Genomic DNA, 22,150 nt, shown 5'->3' with positions numbered 1-22,150 from the left:
GTCGTCCCGCCGTGTCCCCCGAACGGGGTAATCACTTCGGGGGTTCAGTCCGGGTGGACGTCGACCACGTGGACGTTGATCGCGGGCGGGGACGAGCCGAGCTGACCGGTCAGCGCCGCGGTGACGCGGTGGCGCAACAGTTCCGCGGCCGACGCCTCGACGCCGAACCGGACCGTCACCAGCACCTGGAGGACGTCGTCCTCGAGCGCGACGGCCGAGACGTGGACCCCGCCGAGGTCGCGGCCGATCTCGGCGGCGACCCTTCTGGTCATCAGCACCAGCGCCCGTTCCGACACCTGGGTCTTCCCACCCGCCGAGGGCAGATCGAGCGGCGCCGTGGTGTGCCTGCCGCGGACCCCGCCGACCGAGCGGAGCACCCGTTCGACGAGCCCGGGCGGCGTCGGCACCGGACGGCTCGCGGCGGCGCGCACCTGCGCCCACCGGGGGTCGTCGCGCGGATCCTCGCTCATCACCGTTCCCCGGGTCGGAAGTTGCCGCCGAGCTTCGCCAGCAGAGCCACCCTCGCGCGGTGCAGACGGGCGCGCAAGGCGGGCACTCCGACCTCGAGGACCTCGGCGATCTCCTCGTAGGTCAAGCCTTCGAATTCTCGCAGAATTAGCGGGATCCGCTGGCCGACATCGAGTTCGGCGATCGCGCGCAGCACGGTGCCGACCTGTTCGGCACTCACCACATGCCCCTCCGGACCAGGCACGACGCCCGCGTCCCCCTCATCGAGCGGCACGGTCGGTTTCCGGCGCCGGACCTGGCCGAGCGCGCCGTTCGTCGTCACCCGGTAGAGCCAGGTGGACACCGCGGATTCGAACCGGAACGCCGGCAGCGCGCGCCACGCGGAAAGCCAGGCCTCCTGGACGACGTCCTCGGCCTCCGACGTGCTGCCGGTGATCCGCAGGGCCACGCGGTACATCCTGGCCGTGTGCCGCCGGACCAACGTGTCGAAGGCACCGTGGTCCCCGGCGGCGGCCCGGGCCGCCAGCTCCTCGTCCGGAACCGGCGCGGGCTCGCTCACCCGCCCTCCCGGCGGCGATAGCGGAGCATGGTGAAGCCGTCTTCGAAAAGCACGGACGCGAGATCCATCCGCCGCGGTTCCGGGGCGGGGCGGCCGTCGGCGATCCGGCGTTCGCCCGCGCCCGCCAGCAGGGGAGCGACGGTCAGGCACAGCTGGTCGACGAGGTCGGCCGCGATCAGGTCGCCGAACAGCATCGGCCCGCCTTCGCAGTCGACGCGATACAGCCCGCGCCCGGCCAGGAGTTTCAGTGCCTCGTGGAGGTCGACGTCGTCGGTCCCGGCGACGAGTACCTCGGCACCCGCGCGCTCCAGCGCGGCCCGCGGCGCCTTCTCGGTGGTGATGACGAGGGGCGGGACCTTGGTGTCGGTGAACAACGGGCCCGCGGGGTCAAGTTCACCGGAACGGGTCACCACCGCGATCGGCGGGACTTCGGACAGGCCGAGCGAGACCCGGCGGGCGGCGCGTTCGGGAGTGATCCGCGCGCCGCGGTAGCCCTCGGCGCGAGCCGTGCCCGCGCCGACCAGGATCACGTCGGAAAGCAGCCGTCCCATCAGGAAGATCCGCTTGTCGGCGGGGTGCGAAAGCCCCTCGGACAGCTCGTCGACCGCGGCCGCGCCGTCCGCGGAGCTGACGAAGTTGACCTGGACCCAGGGACGGGTCAGATCCTCGGGGTACCCGTAGAGCCGTTCCAGGTCGGCGTCGGAGACGGGATCCGCCGGTGTCGTTGGCCACAAAAGCTGCACACGACCATCCCAGCACGCGCCCGACGGCACCGCTGAGCGGGGGATACGCCCGGTCAGGGAGGGTGAACGGCCGCCGCCGGTGCCGTTACTCTCGGCGAATGCCCGCCCGCCTGATCGATCGCCGTCCGGAGCTGTCCGCCGACGAGCTGATCACCGCGCTCGTCCCGCCGCCCCGGTTCGACGCCGTCCGGTTCTCCACTTACGTGCCCAACCCGGACGAGCCGAGCCAGGCCGCGGCCGTCGTCGACTGCGGCGCTTTCGCGAAGCGCGTGGCCGAGGCCGCGAACCGGAAGCCGAAGTCTAAGCTGCGCGCGCTGTTCGGCGGCGGGGACGACGCGCCCGCTGGGCCGATGGGGCTCTACCTGGACGGCGGCTTCGGTGTCGGCAAGACGCACCTGCTCGCCTCGACATGGCACGAGACGCCGTCCCCCAAGGCATACGGCACTTTCGTGGAGCTGACCCACCTCGTCGGTGCCCTCGGTTTCGCCGAAGCGGTCCGGCGGCTGTCCGAGCACCGGTTCCTGGCGATCGACGAATTCGAACTCGACGACCCCGGCGACACCATGCTCGTCACCCGGCTGCTGCAGGAGCTGATCTCGGCCGGGGTCTTCGTGGCGGCGACCTCCAACACGCTGCCGGACAAACTCGGCGAAGGCCGGTTCGCCGCCGCGGACTTCCTGCGCGAGATCCAGTCGCTCTCCGCCCGCTTCGGCGTCTGCCGCGTCGACGGCCCGGACTACCGCCACCGCGGCCTGCCCGACGCGCCGCCGCCCGCGAGCCCGGAGGCGCTGGAAGCCTCCGCCGCCGCGCATCCCGAGTCCACTGTGGACGACTTCGACGCGTTGTGCGGGCACCTCGGCGAGCTGCATCCTTCGCGCTACGGCAGGCTTCTCGACGGCGTGACCCGCGTGCACCTGCGCGACATCCACCCGGTCCCCGACCAGAACGTCGGACTGCGGCTGGTCGCCTTCGCCGACCGGCTCTACGACCGCGCGATCCCGCTGGTGGTCTCGGGTGAGCCGGTGCCGCTGCTGTTCACCGAGGAGATGGTGAACGGCGGCTACCGCAAGAAGTACCTGCGCGCCGTCAGCCGTCTGACGGCACTGGCGCGCGACGCCGTGCAGCCCAGGTGAGCAGCGTCCACGTCGCGCACACGGTCGCGACGGCGAACAGCGTGCCGCCCACGACGTCGGTCAGGTAGTGGTAGCCGAGGCCGATCATGCCGATCGTGACACCGCCGAGCACCACCGCGCCCACGACCGCGATGACGGCCGTCGCGACCCCTGGGCGGGCGAGCAGGACGAGCACGGTCAGCACCGCGACCAGCGCGACGGTGTGCCCGCTCGGGTAGGCGAGGTAGGTGTTCTTCCAGCGGTCGAAGAGCGGTTTGAGTACCCAGGTGTTGGCGAGGATCGCGATGAGCGGGCCCACGACGGTCAGTACCGCTTCGAGCTTGTGCCCTCCTGACAGGCACAAGGCGACGGCGAGGACCGCGATCGGGATCAGGACGTAGGCCTCGGTCGGCAGGACGAGGAGCCGCAGAAGGTCTTCGCCGAAGGTGCGCCGCACCCACCCGTCGGCCAAGGCGTCGGGCCCGGACAGACCTACGCCGGAGACCAGCAGGCCGAGGACGACCATGAGCACGGCGCAGGTCACCGCGACCAGCCCGTACGGTGCTCTTCCGCTCATCCGGCGAGATTACGTGACGGCCCACGGGGGCTGAAGGGGACTTTCCCCACATCAGACGTGGGGAAAGCGCCCTTCGTCGAGTGAGACGCGGGGAAGGGCCCCTTCAGCTCGCGGCGAAGGCAGCGAAGTCTTCTTCGGTCTGATCCGCGTATCGCACCGCGTACGCCCCGATGGCCTCGTCGAGGTCTTCGTCGTCCTCGAAGTATCCCGCCAGCATCTGCGGGTGCAGCGACCGCGCGTGCGCCCGAGCCAGCAGAGCGCCCGCGAGGCGGCCGTAGTCGTCTAGGTGGTCCTTCTTCAGCTCCGCTGGGTCGATGTCGCCCTTGAGGTTCCGGAACTGCCGCACGATGTACGGCACGCCGTCAATGGTCGTCCAGCCGAGCAGGATGTCCGTCTCGGCCTGCACCAGCCGCGCGCCCTCGACGATCCGCTTGCCTTCGTGTTCCGGCGAAGGCAGCCCGAGGTAGGGCGCCAGCGCCGACGGGTTGGCCTGCTTCACTTGCAGGACAAGGTCTTCACCGGAGTTCCCGTGCAGCAGCGCGACATAGCTGCGCAGCCCGACACTGCCGGTGCCGACCACCCGGAAGGCCACATCGGACACCCGGTACCGCGAGATCAGCGTCCGCCGCGACTCGCGCAGGGTGTCCACATACGACACCAGGCCGGTGACGACGGCTTCCGCTGTCGCGTCGTCGACGTGCGTGAGCACCGGCGGGTCTTCGACGAACCGGTGCCGTTCCAGGCCGGTCTCGTGGTCGTCGATCCGCCGGGTCCACTTCGCGGTGACCTTGGCGCTGGTGTTCTTCCGCGCCTTCTCGGCCGCTTCTTCGAAGTCGTCGATCAGGTCGTGCGCTTTCACCTTGCTCAGCACCGACGCGTCCGGCAGCGCGTTCCACGCTCGCAGGAACGGCAGTTCCGCCAGCCCCCGGATGGTGCGCCGGTAGGACTTCACCGCGTCTTCGGCGGCTTCGCGGCAGCCCGATTCGCCGATGCCGCCCTCGCGCCCGGCCAGCACGAGACTCGCGGCGAGCCGTTTGAGGTCCCACTCCCACGGCCCCGGCACGGACTCGTCGAAGTCGTTGATGTCCATCACGATCTGGCCCTCGGGAGTGCCGTAGAGCCCGAAGTTCGCCGCGTGCGCGTCCCCGCACAGCTGCGCCGTCAGCCCGGACGCCGGCGAGCCCGCCAGATCCGCGGCCATCAGCCCGGCCGCGCCGCGGTAGAAGGTGAACGGCGACGCGAGCATGCGCTCGCGCCGCAGTTCCACCAGTTCCGGCAGGCGGCCTTCGTTGGTCCGGGCGAAGAACTCCGCCACCCCGGGCCGTTCCTTGCCCGCCGCCGCGTGATCGTGCTCGGACGACGGCGCCTTGTCCCGCAGCGCCTTACCCCTCGCGAACCAGTCCTCCGGCGACACCGTCTCGGTGCCGACCAGCGGCCGCTCCACCCACTCCCGCTCGTCTCCCATGGACAGCCAACGTACCGGCCGCCCGAAAGGTTCACCGGGTCTTGACGACCTCCGTGATCGCGTCGATACCGCGGTCGAGTTCCTCGCGGCTGATCACCAGCGGCGGCGCGATCCGCAGGGTGTGGTCGTGCGTCTCCTTGCACAGCACGCCGCGTTCGGCCAGCGCAGTGGACGCCTCCCGGCCGCTCGGCCCGCCGGGCGCGATGTCGATGCCCGCCCAGAGGCCGCGGCCGCGGACCTCGGCCAGCCCGTTCCCGACCAGTTCGCCGAGCCTGCCGTGCAGGTGGGCGCCCAGTTCGCGCGAGCGCTCCTGGAACTCGCCGGTCTTGAGCAGCCCGACCACGGCCCGGCCGATCGCGCAGGCGACCGGGTTCCCGCCGAAGGTGGAGCCGTGCTCACCCGGCTTCAGCACGCCGAGCACGTCCTGGCTGCCGACGACGGCCGAGACCGGCATGATCCCGCCGCCGAGCGCCTTGCCCAGGGTGTAGACGTCGGCGCGGACGTCTTCGTGGTCGAGTGCGAGGACGGTGCCGGTGCGCGCGAGGCCTGACTGGATCTCGTCGGCGATCAGCAGGACGTTGTGCTCGTCGCACAGCCGCCGCGCTTCGGCGAAGTAGCCGGTGGGCGGCACGATCACGCCCGCCTCACCCTGGACCGGCTCCAGCAGGATCGCGGCGGTGCGCTCGGTGACGGCGTCGCGCAGCGCGTCGGCGTCGCCGTACTTGACGGTGACGAAGCCCGGCGTGAACGGGCCGAAGTCGGCGCGCGCGGTCTCGTCGGTGGAGAAGGACACGATGGTCGTCGTGCGGCCGTGGAAGTTCGAGCCCGCGACGATGATCTCCGCGGTCCCGTCGGGGACGCCCTTGACCTGGTACGCCCACTTCCGGGCGATCTTCACCGCGGACTCGACGGCCTCCGCGCCGGAGTTCATCGGCAGCGTCATCTCGGTACCGGTCAGCTCGGCGAGTTCCCGGCAGAACAGCCCGAGCTGGTCGTGGTGGAAGGCGCGGGAGGTCAGGGTCACCCGGCCGAACTGCTCGATCGCGGCGGCGATGAGCCCGGGGTGGCGGTGCCCGAAGTTCAGCGCGGAATAACCGGAAAGGAAGTCGAGGTAGGTCTTGCCCTCGACGTCGGTGACCGAAGCGCCCTCGGCGGTGGCGATCACGACGGGCAGGGGGTGGTAGTTGTGCGTGCTCCACTGCTCGTCGAGCGCGATGAAGTCGGCGGTCGTCATGCGTTCAGGTTAGATGTCCTTCCCGTGGACTTCATCCGGGAAACGTTGCTTTGACCCGTTGTTCGTTGCGTATCGACTCCATCGAGTGGCGAAATCGTGCATCGGACTACTTGATCACCGCAGGCGCGTGACGCGGACCGCGGTTATCGTCGCCGGATGGCGAAAAAGGACCAGGTCTCCGTACGGGACGCGCTGAGGATCGGCAAGGGGACCGAGCGGCACGATCCGGGCTCGTTCCCGATCGGGCCGCACAAGAAGCCGAAGGCGCTCAAGGACCTCGCCGACTCCGGCGGCAAGCTCGCGAAGCTGCAGGAGGCCCTCTACGCGGAGGGCGTCGGCGGCGGCAAGCGCAGTGTCCTGCTGGTCCTGCAGGGGATGGACACCTCCGGCAAGGGCGGCACGGTCGGACACGTCCTCGGCCTGGTCAATCCGATGGGCGTGCGGTACGCGGGGTTCAAGAAGCCGACCGCCGCCGAAGCACGCCACCACTATCTGTGGCGGATCCGCAAACAGCTCCCCGTGCCGGGGCAGGTCGGCGTCTTCGACCGCTCCCACTACGAGGACATCCTGGTCCCGAGGGTCCAGAAGCTGGTGCCCGCCGCGGAATGGCGCAAGCGCTACGCCGAGATCAACGAGTTCGAACAAGAGCTGGCCGACGCGGGCACGACCGTCGTGAAGGTGTTCCTCGACATCTCGCCGGAGGAGCAGCTGAAGCGGCTCAAGGCGAGGCTGGAGACCCCGGCGAAGTGGTGGAAGTACAACCCCGCCGACCTCGACGCGCGCGCCCAGTGGAACGACTACCAGAAGGCCTACGCCGACATCTTCGCGAAGACCTCGACGGCGACCGCGCCCTGGTACGCCGTTCCCGCCGATCACAAGTGGTACCGCAACTTCCTGGTCGCGCGGCTGCTGATCGAGACGATCGAGGAGATGGACCCGAAGTTCCCTCAGGCCGACTTCGACCCCGAGACGGAGCTGAAGAAGCTGGAAGGCGTTGGCGTCCCCGAGTGATGGTCTGAGAGAGTGCGGACGTGACCAGCCTCGAAGATCTTCCGTTCCTCCGCCGTCAGGCCCGCACTCAGCGCTTCACCCTCGGCGCGCCGAAAGAGTTCAAGGTCGCTCCGGACGGCTCCCGTGTCCTGTTCCTGCGTGCCGAGTCCGGCACCGACCCGCGGCACAGCCTGTGGTCGTTCGACGTCGTGTCGGGCGAGGAGACGAAGCTGGTCGACGCGGCCGAGCTGCTGCCGGGTGAAGAGGACCTGCCGCCCGAGGAACGCGCCCGCCGCGAGCGCAGCCGCGAGACCGGCGGTGGCGTGGTCGGCTACGCGGTCGACGACGCCTTCACCGTCGCCGCGTTCTCGCTCTCGGGCAAGCTCCACACCCTCGACCTGGCCACCGGCGCGGTGTCCGTGCTGGTCGACGGCTCGGTCGTCGACCCGAGGCCCAGTCCGGACGGCACCCACGTCGCCTACGTCCGCGACCGGCGCCTGCGGGTGATCGACCGCGCGACCGGTGAGGACCGCGTGCTCGCCGGGGAAGACGGCGAGGACATCACCTGGGGGCTCGCGGAGTTCATCGCGGCCGAGGAGATGGGCCGGACCCGGGGCTACTGGTGGTCCCCGGACGGGAAGAGCCTGCTGGCCGAGCGGTCCGACCGCGCCGCCGTGCCGCGCTGGACGATCGCCGACCCGGCCAACCCGCAGTCGCCCGCCACCGTGGTCGCGTATCCGGCGGCGGGATCGAAGAACGTCGACGTGACGCTGGCGATCATCGGCCTCGACGGTGCCCGCGTCGACGTCGCGAAGACCGATTGGGAGTACCTGGCCGCGGTGCACTGGTCGGCCGCGGGCAAGCCGCTGCTGTCCGTGCAGTCGCGTGACCAGCGCACCCTCGAGATCCAGGCGGTCGACCCGGCGACCGGCGCGGTCGAGGTCCTGCACACCGAGACCGACGAGTGCTGGGTCGAGATCGCCGCGGGTGTCCCGGCGTGGACGACCGGCGGACGGCTGGTGCGCGAGAGCGCCGCCGACGGTGATCACCGGCTGGTCGTCGACGGGGTCGCGGTCACCCCGCCGGGGCTGCAGGTGCGCTCGATCCTGCACGTCGGCGACGAGGTGCTGTTCAGCGCTTCGGAAGCCGATCCGACGCAGATCCACGTCTTCCGCACCGAAGGCGGCGAACTCCGTCGTCTGTCCACTGAGGACGGTGTGCACGTCGGTTCCGGCAACGCTTCGCTGACCGTGCTCTCGTCGTGGAGCCTGGACCGCAGCGGCCCGGTGGTGACCGTCGTGTCCGGTGAGAAGACCGTGGCGCGCATCGGTTCCCACACCGTCGATCCCGACGTCGTGCCGAACCTGACCTGGCTGACGCTGGGGGAGCGGGGTCTGCGCGCCGCGCTGGTGCTGCCGACCGGCTACGAGGAGAGCGAAGGCAAGCTGCCGGTGCTGCTCGACCCGTACGGCGGCCCGCACGCCCAGCGTGTCCTGCAGACCCGCAACGCCTTCCTGACCCCGCAGTGGCTGGCGGACCAGGGTTTCGCGGTACTGGTCGCCGACGGCCGCGGCACGCCCGGCCGGGGTTCCGCCTGGGAGAAGGAGATCGCGGGCAAACTCGCCGACGTCACCCTCGCCGACCAGGTCGACGCCCTGCACGCGGCGGCCGCGCTCCATCCGGAACTGGACCTGGAGCGGGTCGCGATCCGCGGCTGGTCCTACGGCGGCTACCTGTCCGCGCTGGCCGTGCTGCGCCGCCCCGACGTCTTCCACGCCGGTATCGCGGGCGCCCCGGTGACCGACTGGTCGTTGTACGACACGCACTACACCGAGCGCTACCTCGGGCTTCCGCAGGAGGAAACGGCGTCTTACGAGCACAACTCGCTGATCGCCGGCGCCGGTGACCTTTCGCGGTCGCTGCTGATCGTGCACGGACTGGCCGACGACAACGTTTTCGTCGCCCACTCGTTGCGCCTGTCGTCGGCACTGCTGGCCAAGGGACGCGCGCACGTGTTCCTGCCGCTGGCCGGCGCGACGCATATGACGCCGCAAGCCGAAGAGGTCGCGGAGAACCTGATGCGCACGCAGGTCGACTGGATCGTGCGCGAGCTGTCCGGTGACGCGGTGAAGAGCGAGGAGAACGCATGAAACGGTGGGGCATCACGATTCCGCTGACCGGGGTGCCGCTCGCGGCGCACAAGGAGATGGTCGAGCAGCTGCCCGACCTCGGCTACACCGACGCGTGGTCGGCCGAGACGGCGGGCAACGACGCCTTCACCCCGCTGGTGCTCGCCTCGCAGTGGGCGCCGCAGCTGCGGCTGGGCACCGCGATCGTGCCGGTGTACACCCGCGGCCCCGGCCTGCTGGCGATGAGCGCGGCGACCGTTGCGGAACTGGCGCCCGGCCGGTTCGTGCTCGGCATCGGGGCGTCGTCCCCGGTGATCGTGAAGAACTGGAACGCCGCCGAGTTCGAGGCCCCGTTCGCGCGCTCCCGTGACACCCTGCGATTCCTGCGGTCGGCACTGGCGGGGGAGAAGGTCACCGAAGAGTACGAATCCTTCTCCGTCAGCAAGTTCCGGCTGGAGCGGCCCACCGACCCGCCGCCGTCGATCATGCTCGCCGCGCTGCGGCCGGGGATGCTGCGGCTGGCGGCGAAGGAGGCCGACGGCGCCATCACCAACTGGCTCGCTCCCTCCGACGTGCCGAAGGTGCGGGCCGAAATCGGCCCGGACACCGAACTCGCCGCGCGGATCTTCGTCTGCCCCACCGAGGACAAGGCCGCCGCGCGCGGACTCGGCCGGATGCTCATCTCGAGCTACCTGACCGTGCCGGTGTACGCGGCGTTCCACGAATGGCTCGGCCGAGGCGAGGCTTTGGCGCCGATGCACGAGGCGTGGGCCGCCGGTGACCGGCAGAAGGCGAACCAGGTCATCCCGGACGAGGTCGTCGACGACCTGATCGTCCACGGCAGCCTCGATTCCTGCCGTGAGCAGGTGCAGTCCTATGTGGACAACGGGCTGACGACGCCGATCATCGCCTTGCTTCCGACGGGTGAGGATCCTTTCGCGCACGTTCGGGGTCTCGCGCCGCGCTAACCATCCGCCGCTGTAATGAACGGGACTTTCATTGCAAAATTTGCAATGAAAGTCCCGTTCATTACACGTCAGGCGACATTGAAAAGCTCTTCGTACCGCGAAGCCATCATGTGCGACCCCTTGATCTCCGAGGTCGTAGCCGCGTCCAGCACCCCCACCTCCTCCGCGTAGGTCGCGCCCCCGGAAGGCCCGAGCGGCAGCGAGATCATCGGCCCGCCCGGCGTGTGGGTCCGCAGCTCGCCGCCCTCGATCAGCGCCCTGATGTTGGCCACGACCACCTCCGCGTGGTCACCGGCCACCTTCGCCAGCTTCCCCTCCGGCAGCGCGGTGATGTCGCCGAGCGCGAACACCCGCGGCTGCCCGGGAAGCCGCAGGTCGGCGGTCACGTCCACGCGTCCGTTCGCCTGTCGTGCGGCGGCCAGTTCGCCGTCGAGGTACGTCGTGTGCGGCGCGCCCCCGTAGCACTGGAACCACAGGTCGGCGGTCACCTCGCCGCCGCCGGTGAGGCCCGAGGTGAACGTCTTCGCCTGCCCCGGTTCCGAGACCGGCGGCTCGGCCAGTGAAGTGCCGAGCAGGAGTTCGACGCCCAGTTCGTCGAGCTGGCGGCGGATCTCCGCGCGGAACTCGTCCGGGAAGCCGGGCAGGATCCCCGACGCCGGGTCGACGATCGTCACGGCCTTCTCCGGCCACACCGCCTTGATCTCACCCGCCAGTTCGAGCCCCACCGGGCCCGCGCCGAGCAGCAGCACCTTCTCCGCGCCCGCGAGTTCTTCCCGCGTGGCACGGATCTTCGCCTTCGCCGCGGCGCTGTCCTGGAAGTCGATCTTCGCCGGGAACGGGTACGCCGAACCGGTGGCCAGCACGACGTAGTCCGGCGTGAGCCGCTCGCCCGACGCGAGGGTGACGCCGTTCTGGTCCACGGTCACCGCGCGGTCGCGGAGCACCCGCCCTCGCTCGAGAAGGCGGGCGTACGGGTAGAAGAGCCGATCCGTCCACTCGGGATCGACGAGCCCGCGCAACGCGGCGACGTGGTGGACGAAATCCTCGCGCGGCTCGACGAGGACGACGTCGGTGAACGCGTCCAGTTCCTTGGCGACGGTGATGCCGCCGTATCCCCCGCCGATGACGGCCACGGTCGTGGTCATGAGACCCCCTAGTTCGTAGTACGTAATGTTGGTACTGCGAACTACAGTAGTTCGTACTCCGAACGATCGTCAAGTAGACTCGGGAGCATGACCACGGCCGAAGACCTCGGATTCGCGACGGCGCTGGTGCGGCTCTCGCATCTCGTGCAGCGGGCTTTCATCGACGTCGGCCGGTCCCACGACCTCACGCCCCAGCAGGCGCAGCTGCTCTGCGTGCTGGCACAGGGGGAGACGGGTGTCGGGATGACCGAGCTCGGCCGCCTGCTGAACCTGGAGAAGTCCAGCGTCACCGGCCTGGTGGACAGGGTGCAGCGGCGCGCTCTCGTCGAGCGGGTCGCGGATTCCTGCGATCGCCGCGCGCTGAAGATCACGCTGACCGAAGAGGGGCTCCGGCTCGCGAACGCCGCTCACGAAGGCGTCGTCGAGAAGCTGGAGGAGATGGCGGCCGGTCTCCCGGCCGAACAGCGTGAGGCGATCGCGATGGCCGCGTGGCGGATGGTCCCCGAAGACTGAGTCAGTGCCAGACGGCGGCGGCGAGCAGGAGTCCCGCCGCCGCGGCGCCGATCCCGGCGGCCATCGTGACGCCGACGTTCAGCACGGCGCGCGGCCGTGTCTCCTCGGTGAACAGGCGCAGCGTTTCGTATCCGAAGGTCGAGAACGTCGTGAGCCCGCCGCAGAACCCGACGGCCAGCAGCGAGCGGATCCCGTCCGGCTGGCCGCCGTACAGCGCCCAGCCGGTGAGGACCCCGAGGATCGCCGAGCCTGCGATGTTGACCACCAGCGTGCCCCACGGGAAGGCGGCGCCGTGCCGGGCCCGCATCCGCAGATCGGTCAGGAAACGCAGGATCGCGCCGGTACCGCCGCCCAGTGCGACGAGCAAAACGGTCATTTCGCCACCGCGCGGGTGATTTCGTGGCCGGCGTAGACCGCCACCAGCGCGGCGGCCACCGTGCCGAAGGCGTACGCCAACCCGGTGAACGGATGCCCGGTCGTCACAAGATCGAGTGAGTCCGTCGCGTAGGTCGAAAACGTGGTGTAACCGCCCAGGATCCCGACCCCGAGGAACGGCCGCAGCAGCCGGTGCGGATCGGCCGCAGCGGTCAGCAACGCCATCAGGACGCCGATGAGCAGGCAGCCGGAAACGTTGGTGGCGAAGGTCGAAAGCGCGAACTGGCCCCGCGAATGGGGGAGCGCGACCGACAGGCCGTAGCGGGCCAGGCTGCCCAGCGCGCCCCCTGCGCCGACGGCCGCGAGCACGTCCCATCGCGGTCGTGGGACGGATGCCGGTTCAGCCATGGATGGGAGCTTAGAACCGCTGTCCGGGTGAACTCGCGCCACGGTGTCGAAGATCGCTCCGCAGGTCGTTTTTCCCTGCTGGGCGGTGAATTTTCTCGAAACGTGTCGTAGGCTTGGCGACGCTCCAGGCCGATTTTCGGTCCGTCCGCTCGTCTGAGAAAAGGTGGCAGGATGGCACAGGAACAGTCAGCTACGCAGGCTCCCGACAGCGGTTTGCTGTTGGAGGTCGAAAAGATCCCGACCGCGGTCGACCGCGGGAAGGCCAACGGCGCGGCCGCCGACAACGACGGCAACGACGGCTGAGTGCCCGAAACGCCGACACTGGCTGACCTCGTGGCTCCGCTCGGGGTCAGCCAGTTCTTCCAAGACGTCCAGGGCGAGACCTACCGCCGTTTCGAAGGCCGCGCGGGCCGGTTCGCCGACCTGCTGCCGTGGCCGGCGCTGAATGCGATCCTCCGGCAGCATCGCCTGGAGTTCCCGCGGCTGCGCCTGGCGCTCGATGGCACTCCGGTGCCCATGGAGAGCTACACCGATCTCGTCCCCACCCGCCGCAGTGGCACCGTCCCCCGCCTGCAGGCCGCTCCGTTCACCGAGCACCTCCGCGGTGGCGCGACGATGGTGCTCGACGCCATCCAGGAACTCAGCGACCCGATCGGCGATCTCGCCAGGAGTCTCGAACACGACCTCCGCGAGAGCGTCCAGGTCAACCTGTACGCGGGCTGGGGCGTGACCCACGGCTTCGACGTGCACTGGGACGACCACGACGCGTTCATCATCCAGGTCGCCGGGCGCAAACGCTGGCGGATGCACGGCCCGACCAGGACCGCTCCGCTGCACCGCGACGTCGACCAGCCCGAGCGTCCCGGTGAGCCCATCGACGACTTCATCCTCGAAGACGGCGACGTCCTTTATGTCCCGCGCGGGCATTGGCACGACGTCACCGCGGTGGGGGAGATGTCGCTGCACCTCACGCTCGGTTTCAGCCCGGCCACCGGGATCGACCTGGTGTCCTGGCTCGCCGACAAGCTGCGGGCGAGCACCGTGTTCCGTCAGGACCTCCCGAGGTTCGGGACGGAGGACGAGCGCGTGGTCCGTGCCGCCGCCCTGCGCGCCGAACTGGAAGCCACGCTCACCACCGACGTCGTCGGCCGGTTCCTCGCCGAGCGCGACTCGTCGGCCCCGGCGCACCCGCGTGTCGGGCTGCCCTGGGCGGCGACCCCCGGCCTGCTGCCGGACGGCGACGAGACCGAAGTCCGGTTCCTCGTCCCGCGGGCGGTGCTCGAAGAAGGCGACGGCCGGGTGACCCTGCTCGCGGACGGCAAGCGGTTCGTCTTCGCGGGCGCCGCGGCCCCGCTGCTGAGAGCGTTGCTCGACGGGACTCCGCAGGCGGTCAAGCGACTCGCCGAGCTGTCCGAACTCGATCGGGGGACCGTCCGGGCCTTCCTCGGCGAGCTCACCACACAGGGGCTTCTCTCCATCGGCTGAAGGTCACAGGGGACGAGAAGTGTGAAGGTAGCCCGGACGGGGTAAGCTAAGGCATGCCTAAGGTGAAGTCCGGAGCGGTCGGCCGATGACCGCTCAGCTCTCGGACACCCCATCGCCGGACAGCCCGGCGGCGCCCGCCGCGTTGCCGGGCTGCGCCACCGTCGCGCGCATGCTGGGCGCGAGCCCCGCCGGCACCGCGGCCGACATGCGCTGCTGGCTGCTCGTCGAGCAGCCGGGCCCCTGGCCGGCGGACGCGCTGGAAAACCTTCTCGACGAGGCATTCCCCGCCGAGCGCCGTGAGCTGCTCGAGAACCTGAGACGTTCGCACGGGCTCCGCCCGCTGCTGATCCGCCGTCCCGGCAAGCACCAGCGAGACCCGGATCGCCCCCGTGTCGTGTACGTCGGCGGGGGCGAACCGGGCAACCGCTGGCTGGAGCGCCTGGAGATCCGCGACACGAGCGACCTGGCCGGACTGGACCTCGAAGCGGTCGCGAACGGTGTCGGCGGGCTCGGCACGCGAGTGGACGGGCCGCTGTTCCTGGTCTGCACGCACGGCACCAAGGACATGTGCTGCGCGGTCCTCGGCCGTCCGCTGGCCTCGGCGCTCAACGCGAACCACCCCGGCCGGTCCTGGGAGGTCAGCCACGTCGGCGGCGACCGCTGGGCGGGCAACCTCCTCGTGGTCCCCGACGGATTCCTGCACGGCCAGCTCAACCCGGCCGAAGCGGCGCTGGTCGCCAAGGCCGCGTTGCGCGGGCAGGTCGAACCGGAGCAACTCCGCGGCCGCACGTCCGCCAGGACGGCGTGGGCGCAGTTCGCGGAGATCGCGATCCGGCGTCAGCTGAACCTGTCCGGATTGGACGACGTGCTCGCCGTCCAGGAGGAGCCGCTGCTCGAATCCGACGCGCGGGTGGTCACCGTGCGCGGCGGTGAGGACTTCTACTCCGTGACCGTGCGCCGCCGGTCGGCGACGCCGCGCGGGGAGAGCCGGTGCGCGGGTCTCATCCAGCCCGCCGGGTACGTCACCGACGAGATCACCAAGCTCTGACCCTCGCAAGGACCGCGACCAGAGGACGAAACGCGGCAAAGATCACCCGCGTTCGAACACCTGTTTGACACCTGTCTAGAACATGTGTTCGACTGGCCGGGTGCGATGGGATCGACAGCGGGCGGACGGCGGCGAGCCGGTCCTGCCCGGATTGGACGGGCTGCTGCGCTCCGTGCGGGCACCCGAATTCGACGGCGTCACCTTTCACGAGGTGCACGCCAAGTCCGTGCTGAACAAGGTGCCCGAGGGCTCGGGGGTCCCGTTCGGCTGGACGGTGAACCCGTACCGCGGCTGCTCCCACGCGTGCACGTACTGCCTCGAAGGCGGGACGCCGGTCCTGATGGCCGATGGCCGGACGAAGCCACTCGCGGATCTCGCGCCCGGCGACGAGATCTACGGGACGCGCGGGCGCGGCGCGGGGCGGCGCCTGGTGCCCACGACCGTCCTCGCGCACTGGTCGACGCTCAAACCGGCGTACCGCCTGACCCTCGACGACGGAACGTCCATCGTGGCCAGTGGCGACCACCGGTTCCTCACCGGACGCGGGTGGAAGCACGTCACGGGTTCCCGCTTCGGCGCGGCGCAGCGGCCGCATCTGGTCGGGGGCACCGAACTCGTCGGGGTCGGGAAGCTGACCAGGACCCCGGACGACACCATCGGTTACCGCGCCGGTTTCCTCTGCGGAATGCTGCGGTCCGGGGGATTCTCGGCCGAACAGGCCGCCGCGGACCGCGCGCTCAAGTACCTGCCCGACTTCGGCGCGTCGGTCGGCTTCGTGCAGGTGCCGCCGTCACCGGATTCCCATTGGCAGCGTGGATTCCTGGCCGGGCTGTTCGACCTCGCGGGCAGCTACCGGCACGGCGCGCTGCGGGTCGCCCACGACGAGCAGGACATCGTCTCGACCTTCTGCGCCGCGCTCGACAACTTCGGTTTCCGCTACGTGAAGACCGAAAACGTCAAGTTCCGTCCGCTGTGGACGGTGCAGCTGATCGGCGGCCCGGCCGAAGAGATGCGCTTCTTCCACCTCGCCGACCCCGTCGTCGGCTGGAAACGGTCCCTCGACGGGCTCGCCATCGGCCGGACCAGGCGGAAGGTGGCGTCCATCGAGGCGCTCGGCATCGAGCTGCCGCTGTTCGACATCACCACCGGCACCGGTGACTTCATCGCCGACGGCATGGTCACGCACAACTGCTTCGCGCGGAACACCCACACCTATCTGGATTTCGACGCCGGACGCGACTTCGACACGCAGGTGATCGTCAAGGTCAACGCGCCCGAAGTGCTGGCCGCGCAGCTGCGGCGGCCGAGCTGGACGCGCGAGCACGTCGCGATGGGCACGAACACCGATCCCTATCAGCGCGCCGAGGGCCGGTACGGGCTGATGCCGCGCATCATCACCGCGCTGGCGGATTCGGGCACGCCACTGTCCATCCTGACCAAGGGGACCGTGCTGGCCAGGGATCTGCCGCTGCTGGAATCGGTGTCGAAGGACGTGCCCGCCGGGCTGGCGATCTCGCTCGCGTTGCTGGACGAGGGCCTGCAACGCCGCCTCGAACCCGGGACGCCGACCCCGCGGGCGAGGCTCGACCTGATCCGCAAGGCGGCCGACGCCGGGCTCCCGTGTTCGGTGCTGGTCGCCCCGGTGCTGCCGTACCTGACCGACTCGGTGGAGGCACTCGACGCCTTGTTCGCGCGGCTGGCCGAGGCGGGCGCCACGCGGGTCACCGTCCTCCCGTTGCACTTGCGGCCGGGCGCGCGGGAGTGGTTCGCGCGCTGGCTCGGCCGCGAACACCCGGAGCTGGTGCCGAAGTATCGCGAGCTGTACTCGCGCGGCGCGTATCTCCCGAAGTCCTATCGAGAGCGGTTGGGGACACGCGTCGGCCCGCTGCTGCGCCGTCACGGCTTCGGTTCCCGTGCGGACGACGGGGACCGGATGCAGGTGACGATGCCCGTGCAGCGTGCGGGGGAGGCGGTGGTGCCTGCCGCGGAACAGCTCAAGCTGCTGTAAGGCGTCACTTTTGCCTCATCCGACCAAAAGATCGACTCTTTTCGGGCAACACCGGAAAACGTCTTCCCGGTACGCGGCACGCATTGTGAATCTTCTTACGTCACAACGGATTCGGCCGTTCGGCTTAGTCACTTGGCGGAAATCCCTTTCGTGCTTAATCTCGAAGGGACGAAGGCGAGGAGGTGCCTGTTGACCACCCGGACTGACCGCACCGCCGCTGTCCGCATCGCCTGGGCCGCGACCAAGCTGACCAGAGCGGGAAGACACCCGATCGCCATCGGCAGACTCGCCGGCACCGTCGGTATGGACCCCGCCGAGGCCCACCGGCTGATGGAGCTGATGGGTTTCGTCATCCGTGACGGCCTGGTCGTGATGGACCGCGCCGCCCGGCCAGGTCCGGCAGGCCGGGCGGGTTCCGACCTGTTCCGGGTGGACCTGTTCCTGCTGGCCGTCGCCACCGGTGAACCCGTGCACGCGGATTCGGTCTGCCCGGCGACCGGAGCACGCGTCCGCGTCCACTTCACCCGGGCGCACGTGCTGAGCGTGGACCCACCGCACGCCGTCGTCGCCGCGTCGCGGCTGCCGGGCGTCGACCTCACCCTCGGCCAGGAGTACGTCGAGGCGCTGGTCTGCACCCAGTTCTTCGCCTCGAAGGAGGCCGCGGCGGGCTGGCTGCTGGAGAACATCGACGGCCGGGTCCTGTCCGTGCCCGACTATCTGGCGCACACGCGGCGGATGGTCGCGGCGCTGGAGGCCTGGCCGACGATCTGAGAACACCTGGTCGCGAGGCATCGGTGTCGATTCGTTAGCCTTTGACGTCGGCGAAAAGCCGAATCGCAGAATCGTGATGCCGAAGGAGAGCACCCGCAGTGCTTCGCACCCACAAAGCCGGCACCTTGCGTGCCGAGCACGCCGGTCAGACGGTCACCCTCACCGGATGGGTGGCTCGGCGGCGCGATCACGGCGGCGTCATCTTCATCGATCTGCGCGACGCCAGCGGCGTGAGCCAGGTCGTCTTCCGCGAGGGCGAGATGGCCGAGCGCGCGCACCAGCTGCGGTCGGAGTACTGCCTCCGCATCGTCGGCGAGGTCTCGAAGCGCCCGGACGGCAACGCCAACGCCGAGATCCCCACCGGCGAGATCGAGGTGCTGGCCACCGAGCTCGAGGTGCTGTCCGAGGCCGCCGTGCTGCCGTTCCCGATCGACGACCGGGTCGACGTCGGCGAAGAGACGCGCCTGAAGCACCGCTACCTCGACCTGCGCCGCAGCGGCCCCGCGGCCGCGATGCGCCTGCGCAGCGACGTCAACCGGGCCGCCCGCGAGGTGCTGCACGCCCAGGAGTTCGTCGAGGTCGAGACCCCGACCATGACCCGTTCCACCCCCGAGGGCGCCCGTGACTTCGTGGTCCCGGCCCGCCTCAAGCCCGGCTCCTGGTACGCGCTCCCGCAGTCGCCGCAGCTGTTCAAGCAGCTGCTCATGGTCGGCGGGCTCGAGCGGTACTACCAGATCGCGCGCTGCTACCGGGACGAGGACTTCCGCGCCGACCGGCAGCCGGAGTTCACCCAGCTCGACATCGAGATGAGCTTCGTCGAGCAGGACGACGTCATCGCCCTCGGCGAGGACATCGTGACGGCGCTGTGGAAGCTGATCGGTGCCGAGATCCCCCGGCCGTTCCAGCGCATCACCTACGCCGAGGCGATGGAGAAGTACGGCTCGGACAAGCCGGACCTGCGCTTCGACCTCGAACTCACCGACATGACCGCGTTCTTCGCCGACACGCCGTTCCGCGTGTTCCAGGCGCCCTACGTCGGCGCCGTCGTGATGGCGGGCGGGGCCGACCAGCCGCGCCGCACCCTCGACGCCTGGCAGGACTTCGCCAAGCAGCGCGGTCACCGCGGTCTCGCCTACATCCTGGTCAACGAGGACGGCACGCTCGGCGGGCCGGTCGCGAAGAACCTGTCGGAGAAGGAGCGGGAGACCGTCGCGGAAGCCGTCGGCGCCAAGCCCGGCGACTGTGTCTTCTTCGCCGCAGGCAAGCCCGCCGACGCGCGTTCGCTGCTCGGCGCGACCCGGTTGGAGATCGGCGGCCGTCTCGGCCTGATCGACGAAAACGCCTGGTCGTTCGTGTGGGTCGTCGACTTCCCGATGTTCATCTCGGCCGACGAGTCCGACGACGTCGCCGTCGGCGGTGGCAAGTGGAAGGCGCTGCACCACGCCTTCACCTCGCCGACCCCGGAGTGGATCGGCAAACTCGCCGACGACCCCGGCGGCGCGCTGGCCTACGCCTACGACATCGTCTGCAACGGCAACGAGATCGGCGGCGGCTCGATCCGTATCCACCAGCAGGAACTGCAGAAGCAGGTCTTCGAGCTGATGGGCCTCGGCGAGGAGGAGGCGCAGGAGAAGTTCGGCTTCCTGCTCGACGCCTTCGCGTTCGGCCCGCCGCCGCACGGCGGCATCGCGTTCGGCTGGGACCGGATCGTCATGCTGCTGGCCAAGGCCGATTCGCTGCGTGACGTGATCGCGTTCCCGAAGACCGGCGGCGGATTCGACCCGCTGACTTCGGCTCCGGCGCCGATCACGCCGGAACAGCGCAAGGAGGCGGGCATCGACGCCAAGCCCGCGCCGCCCGTCAAGAACTGATGCTCCATCTCAGGGCCGTGTGCCCGCCGGAACGGACCGAAGAAGCGATCCGGATCCTGCGGGCCCACGCCGGGATCGCCCACCTCGTCGTGCATCGCGGGGTGGCGGTCGCGCCCGAGGGTGACCTGGTCGAGGCCGACATCGCGCGTGAGGCGGCCGACGAGATCATCGAGTCGCTGTGCGGGCTCGACCTCGACCACACCGGCGGGATCACCTTGGAGGCGCTGGACACCGCGGTGTCCGACGCCGCGGACAAGGCCGAAGAGGACGCGCCGGGCGAAGCCGCGGACGCGGTGGTGTGGCAGGAACTCGTCGGCCGCACGGGTGAGGAATCCCGGCTTACCTGGACATTTCAGGCGTTTCTGACCATCGCTTGCGTGCTGGCGTCGGTGGGCGTGATCACGAACTCGTCGGTCACCATCGTCGGCGCGATGGTCGTCGGGCCGGAATTCGGCCCGCTGGCGGCGATCGCGGTCGGGCTGGTGCTGCGCCGGGGCGATCTGGTGAAACAGGGCACCGTCGCGCTGCTGGGCGGATTTCCCATCGCCATGGTGATCACCCTCGGTGTGGTGCTGCTGGGCAACACCACGGGTGTTCTCGAGGTCGGCAAACTCGTGGACAACCACGAGGCGGATTTCGTTTACCAGGTGGGAATCGCGTCGCTGATCGTCGCGCTGCTCGCGGGCGCGGCGGGGATGCTTTCCATGACTTCGGCCAAATCCGCCGCCCTGGTCGGCGTTTTCATCTCGGTGACCACGGTGCCGGCGGCGGGCTACGCCGTGGTCGCGGCGGTTGCCGGTGAGTGGGACCGGTGCCTCTATTCGGCCGGTCAGCTGCTGGTCAATCTCATCGGAATCGTTGCAGCTGCGGCCATTGTGCTGATGTTGCGCCGTCGAGGGCAACGATCGAGGGTAACGGAACGTCCGCTTTCACGCGGATGAGTCCCAGATCGCGTCAGTGCGCGCGTTTGCCCGGATCTCAGTGGTCATGGTTGCTCAGTCACGAGTAGGGTCGGTGGTAATGACAGTCGATACCTCCTCTGCCGATGATTCCACCGTCGGAGCTGGAGCCGAAACCCTCGCCGTCGCAGCGGCAGTCGCTGCGGGCGAGTCGGTCCTTTCGCGCCGCTTCGGCAGCGCGATCACACTCGTAGCCCCGGAAGACCTCGCCGGCAGTGGCCCGGCCACGGTCGTCCGGGCGCGGGTGGCGTCCTCGCCGTTCGCGTTGCCGCGCACCCTGGTCATCAAGCACTACCCCGATCCACCCGAACCGGGACGGGCCGATCCGTTCGCGCAGGAGGCGGTCAGCTACCAGCTGTTCACCGCGCTCGCGCCGGAGGACCGGATGTGCCCGGAGCTGCTGGCGCACGACGGCCGGTATCGCGTCCTGGTGATCGAGGACCTCGGCGGCGTCCCGACGCTGCACGACAAGCTCCACGCCCGTGACGCGCGCGGCGCCGAACGCGCGCTGCTGTCCTGGGCCCGGTCGCTGGGCAGGCTGCACGCGAGCACCGCGAGCCGCGAGCCCGATTTCAACGCGCTCCTGCGCCGTCTGGGTGGTCCGGTCAAGAACGAGGACGCGCCGCTGCCCGCGGTCTGCGCCCAGCTGCCGGGGCTGCTGGAGGAACTGCTCGACGTCGAGACACCGGAGCCGGTGCAACGGCGGGTCATGGAGGTCGCCGAGCGCGCGGGCGCGCCGTCGTACCGCGCGTTCAGCCCGGTGGACCTCAGCCCGGACAACAACCTCGTGACCAGCGGCGGAGTGCGGTTCCTCGACTTCGAACGCGGCCGGGTGCGCAGCACCCTGATGGACGCGGCGTACCTGCGGCTGCCGTTCGCGTCGACCGCGGACGCGCTGGCGCTGCCGCCGGGGATGAGCGAGGCGATGATCGCCGCCTGGCGGTCGGAGGTCGTCTCCGTCTGGCCCGCGCTCGCGGACGAGGACGCGCTGGCCGAGTACCTGATGGACGGTCAGCTGCTCCTGCTGTGGATCATCACCTGGGAGATCCTCCCCGAGCTGGACCTGGACAGGCACGCCACGCCGATCAGCCGGGAGGCCGGCCTGGTGACCTGGTGGCGGGAACTGGCCAAGCATTCGCTGCGCGCCCGCCTGACGGACATCTCCGAACACGCCACCCGGGTCGCCGCGGCGCTCGGGGCCCGGCTGGGCCCGCACGCGGACCTGGCGTTCTACCCCGCGTTCCGGTAACCGCCGCACGGACTTTTCGCTCGACCGTCCTCGCCGCGTTACCCAGGCATCACCGCAGGTGAGTCTGCGTGGC

General features: G+C 70.0%; 22 protein-coding genes. 13 read left to right on the top strand and 9 right to left on the bottom strand.

The window, feature by feature from the left end; translation table 11 throughout:
- Nucleotides 1-44: 44 nt before the first annotated feature.
- From ACLJPX_RS23640 to ACLJPX_RS23630, 3 genes are read right to left on the bottom strand one after another with little or no spacing between them, the layout of a single operon-like run.
- Nucleotides 45-470, bottom strand: coding sequence for a hypothetical protein (locus ACLJPX_RS23640; protein ID WP_410602006.1), 426 nt, complete (start codon nucleotides 468-470; stop codon nucleotides 45-47).
- Complete coding sequence (locus ACLJPX_RS23635) at nucleotides 470-1,027, bottom strand: RNA polymerase sigma factor (RefSeq protein ID WP_410602005.1); 558 nt, start codon at nucleotides 1,025-1,027, stop codon at nucleotides 470-472. The genes ACLJPX_RS23640 and ACLJPX_RS23635 overlap by 1 nt, the downstream gene beginning before the upstream one ends.
- Nucleotides 1,024-1,770: a pyrimidine reductase family protein gene (locus ACLJPX_RS23630; protein WP_410602004.1), complete on the bottom strand. Its 747-nt coding sequence runs from the start codon at nucleotides 1,768-1,770 to the stop codon at nucleotides 1,024-1,026. The genes ACLJPX_RS23635 and ACLJPX_RS23630 overlap by 4 nt, the downstream gene beginning before the upstream one ends.
- 98 nt (nucleotides 1,771-1,868) lie before the next feature.
- Here ACLJPX_RS23630 and zapE point away from each other — a divergent pair, with 98 nt between their 5' ends.
- Nucleotides 1,869-2,903: a cell division protein ZapE gene (gene zapE / locus ACLJPX_RS23625; protein WP_410602003.1), complete on the top strand. Its 1,035-nt coding sequence runs from the start codon at nucleotides 1,869-1,871 to the stop codon at nucleotides 2,901-2,903.
- Here the strand turns inward: zapE and ACLJPX_RS23620 are convergent.
- The 3 genes from ACLJPX_RS23620 to rocD all read right to left on the bottom strand — a co-directional run bounded on the left by ACLJPX_RS23620 (nucleotide 2,857) and on the right by rocD (nucleotide 6,158).
- Nucleotides 2,857-3,459 (bottom strand): phosphatase PAP2 family protein, encoded by a 603-nt coding sequence (locus ACLJPX_RS23620; RefSeq protein WP_410602002.1) that lies wholly within the window; start codon nucleotides 3,457-3,459, stop codon nucleotides 2,857-2,859. The genes zapE and ACLJPX_RS23620 overlap by 47 nt on opposite strands.
- Before the next feature lie 103 nt (nucleotides 3,460-3,562).
- Nucleotides 3,563-4,924, bottom strand: a complete 1,362-nt coding sequence (locus ACLJPX_RS23615) for a DUF2252 domain-containing protein (RefSeq protein WP_410602001.1) — start codon at nucleotides 4,922-4,924, stop codon at nucleotides 3,563-3,565.
- A 31-nt stretch (nucleotides 4,925-4,955) separates the two neighbouring features.
- Complete coding sequence (gene rocD / locus ACLJPX_RS23610) at nucleotides 4,956-6,158, bottom strand: ornithine--oxo-acid transaminase (protein ID WP_410602000.1); 1,203 nt, start codon at nucleotides 6,156-6,158, stop codon at nucleotides 4,956-4,958.
- A gap of 156 nt (nucleotides 6,159-6,314) precedes the next feature.
- Between rocD and ACLJPX_RS23605 the strand changes: the two genes are divergently transcribed.
- The 3 genes from ACLJPX_RS23605 to ACLJPX_RS23595 are packed head-to-tail and all read left to right on the top strand — an operon-like array spanning nucleotide 6,315 to nucleotide 10,245.
- Nucleotides 6,315-7,169 (top strand): PPK2 family polyphosphate kinase, encoded by an 855-nt coding sequence (locus tag ACLJPX_RS23605; RefSeq protein ID WP_410601999.1) that lies wholly within the window; start codon nucleotides 6,315-6,317, stop codon nucleotides 7,167-7,169.
- 20 nt (nucleotides 7,170-7,189) lie between these two features.
- Entirely contained in the window at nucleotides 7,190-9,298 is a 2,109-nt protein-coding gene (locus tag ACLJPX_RS23600) for a prolyl oligopeptidase family serine peptidase (protein ID WP_410601998.1), read from the top strand.
- Nucleotides 9,295-10,245: an LLM class F420-dependent oxidoreductase gene (locus ACLJPX_RS23595; protein WP_410601997.1), complete on the top strand. Its 951-nt coding sequence runs from the start codon at nucleotides 9,295-9,297 to the stop codon at nucleotides 10,243-10,245. The genes ACLJPX_RS23600 and ACLJPX_RS23595 overlap by 4 nt, the downstream gene beginning before the upstream one ends.
- Nucleotides 10,246-10,313: 68 nt before the next feature.
- Here ACLJPX_RS23595 and ACLJPX_RS23590 read toward each other — a convergent pair whose 3' ends face one another.
- Entirely contained in the window at nucleotides 10,314-11,390 is a 1,077-nt protein-coding gene (locus ACLJPX_RS23590) for an NAD(P)/FAD-dependent oxidoreductase (RefSeq protein ID WP_410601996.1), read from the bottom strand.
- An 87-nt stretch (nucleotides 11,391-11,477) separates the two neighbouring features.
- Here ACLJPX_RS23590 and ACLJPX_RS23585 point away from each other — a divergent pair, with 87 nt between their 5' ends.
- Nucleotides 11,478-11,903, top strand: a complete 426-nt coding sequence (locus tag ACLJPX_RS23585; RefSeq protein ID WP_101606679.1) for a MarR family winged helix-turn-helix transcriptional regulator — start codon at nucleotides 11,478-11,480, stop codon at nucleotides 11,901-11,903.
- A 1-nt stretch (nucleotide 11,904) separates the two neighbouring features.
- Here the strand turns inward: ACLJPX_RS23585 and crcB (ACLJPX_RS23580) are convergent, their stop codons facing one another.
- A complete protein-coding gene (crcB, locus tag ACLJPX_RS23580; protein ID WP_410601995.1) occupies nucleotides 11,905-12,279 on the bottom strand; it encodes a fluoride efflux transporter CrcB in 375 nt (124 codons plus the stop codon).
- A complete protein-coding gene (gene crcB, locus ACLJPX_RS23575) occupies nucleotides 12,276-12,686 on the bottom strand; it encodes a fluoride efflux transporter CrcB (RefSeq protein WP_410601994.1) in 411 nt (136 codons plus the stop codon). The genes crcB (ACLJPX_RS23580) and crcB (ACLJPX_RS23575) overlap by 4 nt, the downstream gene beginning before the upstream one ends.
- A 171-nt stretch (nucleotides 12,687-12,857) precedes the next feature.
- Here crcB (ACLJPX_RS23575) and ACLJPX_RS23570 point away from each other — a divergent pair, with 171 nt between their 5' ends.
- The 8 genes from ACLJPX_RS23570 to ACLJPX_RS23535 all read left to right on the top strand — a co-directional run bounded on the left by ACLJPX_RS23570 (nucleotide 12,858) and on the right by ACLJPX_RS23535 (nucleotide 22,077).
- Nucleotides 12,858-12,989, top strand: a complete 132-nt coding sequence (locus tag ACLJPX_RS23570; protein ID WP_255414917.1) for a hypothetical protein — start codon at nucleotides 12,858-12,860, stop codon at nucleotides 12,987-12,989.
- Nucleotides 12,990-14,171 (top strand): cupin domain-containing protein, encoded by a 1,182-nt coding sequence (locus ACLJPX_RS23565; protein ID WP_410601993.1) that lies wholly within the window; start codon nucleotides 12,990-12,992, stop codon nucleotides 14,169-14,171. It abuts the gene before it with no gap.
- An 85-nt stretch (nucleotides 14,172-14,256) separates the two neighbouring features.
- Nucleotides 14,257-15,219 (top strand): sucrase ferredoxin, encoded by a 963-nt coding sequence (locus tag ACLJPX_RS23560; protein WP_410601992.1) that lies wholly within the window; start codon nucleotides 14,257-14,259, stop codon nucleotides 15,217-15,219.
- 100 nt (nucleotides 15,220-15,319) lie between these two features.
- Complete coding sequence (locus ACLJPX_RS23555) at nucleotides 15,320-17,227, top strand: intein-containing Rv2578c family radical SAM protein (RefSeq protein ID WP_410601991.1); 1,908 nt, start codon at nucleotides 15,320-15,322, stop codon at nucleotides 17,225-17,227.
- 189 nt (nucleotides 17,228-17,416) lie between these two features.
- Nucleotides 17,417-17,998, top strand: a complete 582-nt coding sequence (gene merB, locus ACLJPX_RS23550; RefSeq protein ID WP_410601990.1) for an organomercurial lyase — start codon at nucleotides 17,417-17,419, stop codon at nucleotides 17,996-17,998.
- A gap of 98 nt (nucleotides 17,999-18,096) precedes the next feature.
- On the top strand, nucleotides 18,097-19,869 hold the full coding sequence (gene aspS, locus ACLJPX_RS23545) for an aspartate--tRNA ligase (protein ID WP_410601989.1): 1,773 nt from the start codon (nucleotides 18,097-18,099) through the stop codon (nucleotides 19,867-19,869).
- A complete protein-coding gene (locus tag ACLJPX_RS23540; RefSeq protein ID WP_410601988.1) occupies nucleotides 19,869-20,810 on the top strand; it encodes a DUF389 domain-containing protein in 942 nt (313 codons plus the stop codon). Before aspS ends, ACLJPX_RS23540 begins: the two co-directional genes overlap by 1 nt.
- A gap of 79 nt (nucleotides 20,811-20,889) precedes the next feature.
- Nucleotides 20,890-22,077 (top strand): phosphotransferase, encoded by a 1,188-nt coding sequence (locus ACLJPX_RS23535; RefSeq protein WP_410601987.1) that lies wholly within the window; start codon nucleotides 20,890-20,892, stop codon nucleotides 22,075-22,077.
- The last annotated feature ends 73 nt before the right edge of the window (nucleotides 22,078-22,150 follow it).

Source organism: Amycolatopsis sp. lyj-90 (assembly GCF_046549035.1).
Taxonomy (GTDB): domain Bacteria; phylum Actinomycetota; class Actinomycetes; order Mycobacteriales; family Pseudonocardiaceae; genus Amycolatopsis.
Note: the sequence above shows the minus strand (reverse complement) of the source record. Positions and strands in the feature narration are given on the sequence as shown.

What these genes read in the sequence shown, in the direction of transcription:
- ACLJPX_RS23595 (WP_410601997.1), top strand. Translation starts at nt 9,295, where the DNA reads ATGAAACGGTGGGGCATCACGATTCCGCTGACCGGGGTGCCGCTCGCG.
- ACLJPX_RS23605 (WP_410601999.1), top strand. Translation starts at nt 6,315, where the DNA reads ATGGCGAAAAAGGACCAGGTCTCCGTACGGGACGCGCTGAGGATCGGC.
- ACLJPX_RS23535 (WP_410601987.1), top strand. Translation starts at nt 20,890, where the DNA reads ATGACAGTCGATACCTCCTCTGCCGATGATTCCACCGTCGGAGCTGGA.
- ACLJPX_RS23620 (WP_410602002.1), bottom strand. Translation starts at nt 3,459, where the DNA reads ATGAGCGGAAGAGCACCGTACGGGCTGGTCGCGGTGACCTGCGCCGTG.
- ACLJPX_RS23540 (WP_410601988.1), top strand. Translation starts at nt 19,869, where the DNA reads ATGCTCCATCTCAGGGCCGTGTGCCCGCCGGAACGGACCGAAGAAGCG.
- ACLJPX_RS23640 (WP_410602006.1), bottom strand. Translation starts at nt 470, where the DNA reads ATGAGCGAGGATCCGCGCGACGACCCCCGGTGGGCGCAGGTGCGCGCC.
- rocD (WP_410602000.1), bottom strand. Translation starts at nt 6,158, where the DNA reads ATGACGACCGCCGACTTCATCGCGCTCGACGAGCAGTGGAGCACGCAC.
- crcB (WP_410601994.1), bottom strand. Translation starts at nt 12,686, where the DNA reads ATGGCTGAACCGGCATCCGTCCCACGACCGCGATGGGACGTGCTCGCG.
- ACLJPX_RS23585 (WP_101606679.1), top strand. Translation starts at nt 11,478, where the DNA reads ATGACCACGGCCGAAGACCTCGGATTCGCGACGGCGCTGGTGCGGCTC.
- zapE (WP_410602003.1), top strand. Translation starts at nt 1,869, where the DNA reads ATGCCCGCCCGCCTGATCGATCGCCGTCCGGAGCTGTCCGCCGACGAG.
- ACLJPX_RS23560 (WP_410601992.1), top strand. Translation starts at nt 14,257, where the DNA reads ATGACCGCTCAGCTCTCGGACACCCCATCGCCGGACAGCCCGGCGGCG.
- ACLJPX_RS23590 (WP_410601996.1), bottom strand. Translation starts at nt 11,390, where the DNA reads ATGACCACGACCGTGGCCGTCATCGGCGGGGGATACGGCGGCATCACC.
- ACLJPX_RS23570 (WP_255414917.1), top strand. Translation starts at nt 12,858, where the DNA reads ATGGCACAGGAACAGTCAGCTACGCAGGCTCCCGACAGCGGTTTGCTG.
- ACLJPX_RS23615 (WP_410602001.1), bottom strand. Translation starts at nt 4,924, where the DNA reads ATGGGAGACGAGCGGGAGTGGGTGGAGCGGCCGCTGGTCGGCACCGAG.
- crcB (WP_410601995.1), bottom strand. Translation starts at nt 12,279, where the DNA reads ATGACCGTTTTGCTCGTCGCACTGGGCGGCGGTACCGGCGCGATCCTG.